General features: G+C 44.2%; 4 protein-coding genes and 1 pseudogene. 1 reads left to right on the forward strand and 4 read right to left on the reverse strand.

Going from position 1 to position 6117, the window contains the following annotated elements; all coding sequences use genetic code 11:
* Positions 1–687 carry a glycosyltransferase family 2 protein gene (locus T500_RS0111425; RefSeq protein ID WP_230580899.1) on the reverse strand — a complete coding sequence of 229 codons (687 nt, stop codon included), beginning with the start codon at positions 685–687 and terminating at the stop codon, positions 1–3.
* 154 nt (positions 688–841) lie between these two features.
* Between T500_RS0111425 and T500_RS0111430 the strand changes: the two genes are divergently transcribed.
* Positions 842–2017: a glycosyltransferase gene (locus T500_RS0111430; protein ID WP_028908223.1), complete on the forward strand. Its 1176-nt coding sequence runs from the start codon at positions 842–844 to the stop codon at positions 2015–2017.
* A gap of 18 nt (positions 2018–2035) precedes the next feature.
* Here T500_RS0111430 and T500_RS0111435 read toward each other — a convergent pair whose 3' ends face one another.
* The 3 genes and pseudogenes from T500_RS0111435 to T500_RS16710 all read right to left on the reverse strand — a co-directional run bounded on the left by T500_RS0111435 (position 2036) and on the right by T500_RS16710 (position 6072).
* Positions 2036–4483 (reverse strand): SLBB domain-containing protein, encoded by a 2448-nt coding sequence (locus T500_RS0111435; RefSeq protein WP_028908224.1) that lies wholly within the window; start codon positions 4481–4483, stop codon positions 2036–2038.
* Between the two features lie 216 nt (positions 4484–4699).
* Positions 4700–5551 (reverse strand): annotated as a pseudogene (locus tag T500_RS0111440) (IS3 family transposase); the annotation flags it as partial.
* Positions 5536–6072, reverse strand: coding sequence for a helix-turn-helix domain-containing protein (locus tag T500_RS16710; protein WP_080694875.1), 537 nt, complete (start codon positions 6070–6072; stop codon positions 5536–5538). The gene T500_RS16710 and the pseudogene T500_RS0111440, both read right to left, overlap by 16 nt.
* Between the last annotated feature and the right edge of the window lie 45 nt (positions 6073–6117).

A 6117-nucleotide genomic window follows, 5' to 3' on the forward strand; every position in this document is an offset into this window, starting at 1 on the left:
TTATTTTGCCCATCTTTTAAGTACGTAGTAAAATATCCAGTACCTATAGGATAGTTTTTTGTATAGAGGAAGTGGACTTTTACCTGTAGTAAGTGCTGATGCGTTACTTCCATGCCTGCGATAACGTAACAGCTTGTCTGGAATATAGATGGTCTTGTAATACAAGTCAGCAATCTGTCCTATCCAATAGTCATGCATGACGATATGTGGCGGAAAGGGCAGTAGCTTCTTCAATATAGTCCTTTGAAAGGCAGTACAACAGCCGATATAGGTGGTATGATAAAGCGTTGGCCAAAAACCTTTGTGAGGTTTGCATATATCATAAAGCGATTTCCCGGTGCTTATAGCTTTTTCATCACATATCCAGGCATCACTTATCACCAAGTCAGCATTCTGTAAAGCTGCAACCATGCGTTCCACCTTGTTAGGTACCCAAACATCATCTTGATCTGACAGGAACAGATAGTCGCCATTCGCATGATTGATGGCATTCTCGAAGTTATAGGTCAGCCCTGCATGAGGGCCGTTAAAAATCTTGATACGAGGGTCCTGAAACGTGGTCAGGATTTGGAGAGTTGAATCTGTAGAACCGTCATCAGAAACAATGAGCTCGTCATCCTTGCTCAATTGGTGTAAAATGGAAGATACTTGTTCTGTGATATATCTTTCACCATTATATGTAGCCATGCATACACTAATCATGTTGCAAAGATATACAAAAATAAAGAAATAAGGTGATATTTCTCATAAAAATTAATACTCATGTCTATTTTTCTTTAAAAATGTTTGGTTGTTCTGAATTTATTACTTAAATTTGCAATAGCCTAAATAGTGAAATTGAATGAAAATATGTCTATTAACCCCAAGGTTTCCTTTGCCTGAATGTGGTGGTGATTTGTTGAGAATCAATCATATCGCGCGCTATCTCAAGTCGCAGGGTCATCAGTTGGTTTTGGTGTCATATACTGATGAATCGCCCGATATTGATGCTGCCAAGGATTTGTACGGCAAGGTGTATACAGTAAAACGCAGCAAGATAGCTTCTGCGTTCTACTCCGCCTTGTTTATGTTGGCAGGCCGCCCCATACAATGTGGTTACTATTATTCATCATCATTCAACAAGTTGTTCCAAAAAGTTGTAAAAACAGAGAATCCCGACTTATATATTTCTCACCTCTTACGCATGGTGCCTTTCCTTGAGTGTGCGAAACTGCAAGAGAAATCTATCGTTGAAATGACTGATGCATTGTCTAAAACCTATATGTTAACTACTGGGACAAAGTGCAAATCCATGCTTCGTTACATATATATGGTAGAGAGACACCTGATAGCAAAATATGAGAAGTACGTTATCAAGCGTTTCCCTAAAGTGGTTCTTGTCTCTCAGGCAGATATCAACTTTCTGAGCGCCAAGATGAAGGGGCAAAACATCGGCTCATTAGAGTTGCATGCAAATGGAGTGGAATCTCCGTCAGATATTAACCATCACATCGTTGATACTCATAAGATCTGCTTTATCGGCCACATGCAGTCTCTTCAGAATCAGGATGCAGTTATTCGTTTCGTCAATGACATCTTTCCGCTCATTCTGGCAAAGAAACCCGATATGAAGTTTTATGTCGTTGGAGCGCACCCCCCAAAGAGTATTCTCAAGTTGGAGAATGGTAAGAATGTATATGTAACAGGTTTTGTCGACGATCTCAATAAGTTCGTTAGTGATTCGTGCATAGCTGTTGCACCTGTAAAAATTGCCGCTGGCATACAAAATAAAGTTCTTGTGGCTATGGCTAATGCCATTCCCGTAGTTTTGACTCCTCTTATTGCCAAAGCTATCCCAGAACTGCACGATGGCGAAAACTGTTTGATTCGCGATGACAGTCAATCGTTTGCCGATGCGTGTATATCTCTACTTGAGGATGCAGCTCTTCGTGAACGGATGAGAGAGCAGGGGCGACTGACGGTTATTGAGCATTATCAGTGGTGTTCAAAACTGAAGGGATACGAATTGCTGAGTTAACTAAACAAAGATTTCCCTTTACTTCGTCAAGTTCGCAATCGTGGCAAACATGGTGGCAATAGAAGCGGTGCTTGAGCCTATACTCAGAATCTCGGGCAGTGACATTCCACGACCTTTGCGCTTGGTGGGCACTACAATCTGGCAGCCAGGTTTGGGCCTGTGCTTGCTGTTGGCCTTGGCCACCATGCCGTTCATGTAGATAATGATGGTGCGGCTCTTCTTGGCAGTCGAGGTTGTGCCACCTGCCAGGTCGATATAGTATTTGGCATCCTTGCCTTCCTTGAATCGTACTGTGTTCGGGTAGAGTACTTCACCATTGATTTTTACGGTGCCATCGTAACGAGGTACGACAATACGGTCACCTTCGCGCAAAATGGGGTCGTCGTCGCTGCCAGGGTTCTTCAGGGCTTTCTCCATTTCTATACCTACAGGGTAGCTGGCGTTGGTTACCAATTTCTTCATGTCGATAGAATCGCGCCCAGAGTTACGCTGAGCGGTACGCAGCATAATCTCCAACTGCTCTCGTTCATCATCAGTCATCAGTCGCATCAGTTTTGTTCCCTCAGGATAGGCACGCTGGGTCAGGCCACCAGCCTGCTTGATGATGTCGCTCAGGCGCTGGCCTTTGTTCGAGAGAGCATAGGTGCCTTCAAACTGCACCTCTCCTTCGATGATGACGTTCTGCTGCTCGGTGTAGTTAGGTGAGCGACGTACATAGACTTCGTCGAAGGGCTGTAGTTTGAAGTCTGGTTGTCCCTTGATGGTATAGTCGGGCGACAGTTTAAAGCTGAATGTCTCTGCTATCTGGTCGTTGGCTTCCAAAGCATTCGGATCGGTGACGCGGCGGGCTACGTCAACCTTCACTAATGAGGCTGCCTCTGTTATACCGCCAGCCTGTATAATCAGGTCTTCGATACTTTCGTTATCAGCATACTTGTAGGTTCCGGGATAGTGTACCTCGCCATTGATGGATACTGTTCTTCGCATTTGGTTCTCCTCCTTTGAGGCAATGGTGATGACATCCTCGTTTCGCAAGGGTACATCGGGTACTGTCCCCTCCAGAATGCCATTTATATCTAAGCTCATCACCTCCAGCGAGCGGTCTGTCTTCATGCGATGCATCACGGCGTGCTGACCTATGGCTTCTTCCTTCAGTCCAGCAGCAGCCTCCACCAGGGCTTTCACGCTACTGATTTCGCCACCAACGTGGTACATGCCGGGACGAAATACTGCACCCCTGATCTCTACCATATTCTGATAGCGTGCGATGGTAGAGTCGACACTTACCGAGTCTTCGTCCATCAGTTTGAAGGTGCTCATGTCGAACTCACCTACGCTGAATACCGAATAACCTGCACCGGCCTTACGCTTGATGCGGATGGCTTTCGTATAGGCATCGCCCGTGAATCCTCCAGCATATTTCAGAAGGGTGGCAGCACTCTCCGATGTCTTCATCTCGTAGAACATAGGGCGCTTCACTTTTCCTGAAATATTAACCAGTGCCTCATAGGGGCTGACGGTGATAACGTCGTTGTCATGCAGACGCACGTCGCCACTGAGCTTGCCGTTCAGCAGGAAATCATAGACATCAACATTGGTGACTAACCTGCCTTTACGGTACACCTTCACATGGCGCAGTGTACCTATCTCATTAGGTCCGCCAGCCATATAGAGGGCATTATAGACGGTGGCAAAGGCCGACATGGTGTATGTGCCCGGCACTTTTACCTCGCCCATCACGCTCACGGTGATGGTACGTGTCTGACCTAATGTAAGGTCGATTTTCGAACCCTGATAACGGGGGCCTATGACGCGCTTCAGTTTTGCTTTGGCCTGACTGACGCTCAGTCCACCTAACTGGATGACGCCAATATCCTCGATGGTAATTGTACCGTCGGGCGAGATGGTTTCTGTGACACTTTCTTGCGAGGCACCCCAGATATCCACGTTCACCTGATCGCCAGGTCCCAGCGTATAGTTCTGTGGAGTGGCCAGGTTCATGCTACTCTCAAAAGTCAGGTTCTTGTTGTTGAAGATGTCGTGACCGAAGATATGGCGCTTGCCGTCTTTGGGGGCTTCCTGAGGATGTCTCAACGAGTCGGTCATCATAAAGTCCACGGCCTTGTTCATCTCGATGATGTTGTTGTCGTTTTTGTCCAACTCTTCGCGCTTCTCACCATTAGCCGAGCGCATTCTGTTCTTCACGGTTTTCGATTCGGCTCTGGTGTCTACGTTTTCTAATGTCCCATTCTGTATCTGCTTCTGGTATTTCTTCTGAATGCGACGTAGCTGGTCGATATTGACGCCACGCTGTATCAGCTGGGTGACAATCTGCTGTCGGGAAACGCCCTTGGCATTCTGTTCAATGACGTAGTCCATTACCTGCTTATCGGTCATGCCAGATTGTGCCCATGCTGTGGCAAATGTCAGCAGCAGAAAGCTTATGATAGTAGTGATTCTTTTCATTCTTACGCAATTTTTAATAGAAAATATAGGTTATAGCATATAAATATGATGCAAATGTAGCATTTTATTTCGAAATAACGTTGTTATTTATAAAAAAAATGATTTCTGCACCTAATTTTATTGATAGTTAGATTCCTTTTCCCTTTAACCTTAAAATAAAAAAGAACAGGGAGACCAACTGATGTGACCCCGAAAAGTTGGACGATTAATTAAACATTAATTATTTATCTCTCTATAGTAGTGAGCTCGGTATAATGCCGGGCTCATTCCTTTTAATCTCAGCTTTATTCTTTTATTGTTATACCACCATATATATTTCTTCAGTTCTCGTTCAAACTCTTCGACAGATTCAAAGCGATTCACGTACAACAGTTCATTCTTCATCAGTCCAAAGAAATTTTCCATCATGGCGTTGTCCAAGCAATTTCCCTTTCGTGACATACTTTGTATTATTCCGTGATCTTTGAGCATCTTCTGATAGAATATGTGCTGATATTGCCATCCCTGATCAGAGTGTAATACCAGACCATCCGTATCGTGATGCAGCTTAAATGCTTTTCTAAGCATGGTAATGACCATCTGCAGGTTTGGATTGCTAGATATGCTGTAAGAGATAATCTCTCCATTAAACATATCCAATATAGGCGAGAAGTATAGTTTCTTGTCGTTGATACAAACCTGAGTAACATCTGTCGTCCATTTTTGGTTTGGGCTTTCTGCTGTAAAATCACGCTCCAGTATATTAGGCGCAATCTTTCCCACCTCACCCTTATAGGAGTGATAGTGGCGTTTCTTGCATTTTGCTTTCAACCCGAGTTGTCCCATAAGTTTCTGTACCGTTTTGTGATTTACTACCTTGCCTTCATTTCTCAATGCGAGGCATATTCTTCTGTATCCATACCGACCATGATTCTCGTCATATATGGCCTTTATTCTGTCTCGAAGATCATCATAGCCATCGCTGTCATCCATATGCAATAGATGGTAATAGAACACGGAACGAGCCATCTTTATCCTCTCCAGCATAAACTGTAGCGGATGTCCTTCAAGCCTTAGTTCTTCGATGGCCCTTGCCCAGTCCCGCGTAGACGGGCATTCCTTTCCTCGACTAAGGCTCTCACTTTTTTTAGCAGAGCATTCTCTGTCTTGAGTTCCTGATTCTCCTTACGGAGCCTTTCAAGCTCTGTCAGTGGTTTACTATTCTTTTTGGGTCTGCCCATACCTGGTGGTCGGCCTCGTTTTCTAACACGTTCCAAACCGGAAAGACCTTCTGATCTATATATCCTAAGCCAAGTATTTATGGAACTTATGGATGGACCGTATTTTATCGAAGCTGCGTGCAAAGTTAAATGATTTTCTATAATATCAAGCACGATTTTCTTCTTTAATGCAAAATCGGCCTTGATTTTTCCACTTTTATGCAAACCAGCCTTCCCGTATTGCTGATATTTCTCCCACAAAACCTTAAGTTGAGTGTCGTCAATACCATATTTAACACGGATTAAACTAAAAGTCCATCCAGATTCTAACAGCCGTATATATTTTAGACGGGCTGAATAATCATGTTTTCTTCTCTTTCTTTCTGACATAATGAACCCCGGAAGTTTTTTGTCTAACTTTCGGGGTTCACTTCA

Source organism: Xylanibacter ruminicola Ga6B6 (genome assembly GCF_000687715.1).
In the GTDB taxonomy this organism is placed as follows: Bacteria; Bacteroidota; Bacteroidia; order Bacteroidales; family Bacteroidaceae; genus Prevotella; species Prevotella ruminicola_B.